This window comes from Pseudonocardia sp. ICBG601 (assembly GCF_020496245.1).
Map to the genome: position 1 here is coordinate 1 of NZ_JAHLJA010000222.1, position 1034 is coordinate 1034.

2 pseudogenes are annotated in these 1034 nt (G+C 72.1%); both read left to right on the top strand.

Going from position 1 to position 1034, the window contains the following annotated elements:
- Nucleotides 1–70 precede the first annotated feature (70 nt).
- A pseudogene (locus tag KPL57_RS68840) lies at nucleotides 71–628 on the top strand (alpha-hydroxy-acid oxidizing protein).
- Nucleotides 629–990: 362 nt separating this feature from the next.
- A pseudogene (locus KPL57_RS73545) lies at nucleotides 991–1034 on the top strand (hypothetical protein); the annotation flags it as partial.

Consider the following 1034-nt stretch of genomic DNA (forward strand, 5'->3'; position numbering starts at 1 on the left):
GCAGCGACGGGCGCGCAGGCGCCTGCCGAAGTCGGTCTACTACGCGCTGGTCGCCGGTGCGGAGCAGGGGATCACGCTGGCGGACAACGTCGCCGCCTTCGACGAGCTCGGCTTCCGCCCGCACATCGCGGGGCTCCCGCCGCAGCGGGACCAGAAGACGACCGTGATGGGCCAGGAGATCGACCTCCCGGCCTGATCTCGCCGACCGGCGTCCAGGCCGTCGACCCGGAGGGCGAGGTCGCCGTCGCGCGGGCCGCGCACAGGCTCCAACATCCAGAACCCGCTGAACCCCGAGCAGACCGTGTCGACGGCCATGGGGCTGTCGTCGTTCGCGTCCCGCTCGGTCGAGGACGTCTGCGCCGTCCACGACAAGGTCTTCTTCCAGGTCTACTGGGCCGGGTCCAAGGAGGACATCCTCGAGCGCGCGCCCTGCGTGCGAGGCGGCGGGCGCGCCAAGGGCCTCATCGTGACCCTCGACTGGACCTTCGCCACCCGCCGTGACTGGGCAGCCCGCCCATCCCGGAGAAGGTCGACGTCAAGGAGCCGCGCTGCAGTTCGCGCCCGAGATGATCACCAAGCCGCGTTACCTGCTGGACTGGGCCGAAGTCCGGGAGGATCCCGGACCTGAAGGCCCCGAACATGGCGCCCCCCGGCGGTGGTGAGGCCCCCCACCTTCTTCGGCGCCTACGGCGTCTGTGTTGACCACACCCGCTGCCGACTGGGGACGACATCGCCTGGCTCCGCGAGAAGTGGGGCGGCCCGTTCATGGTCAAGGGCATCATGCACCCCGGCGACGACGCCCGCCGCGCCGTCGACGCGGGCGCCACCGCGATCTCGGTGTCCAACCACGGCGGCAACAAACACTCGACGGCACCCCGGCCGCGATCCGGGCGCTGCCCGCGATCGTCGACGCCGTCGGGGACCAGGTCGAGGTCGTGATGGACGGCGGCATCCGGCCGCGGCGGCGACGTCGTCAAGGCGCTCGCGCTCGGGGCCCGCGCGGTCCTGATCGGCCGCGCCTACCTGTGGGGCAT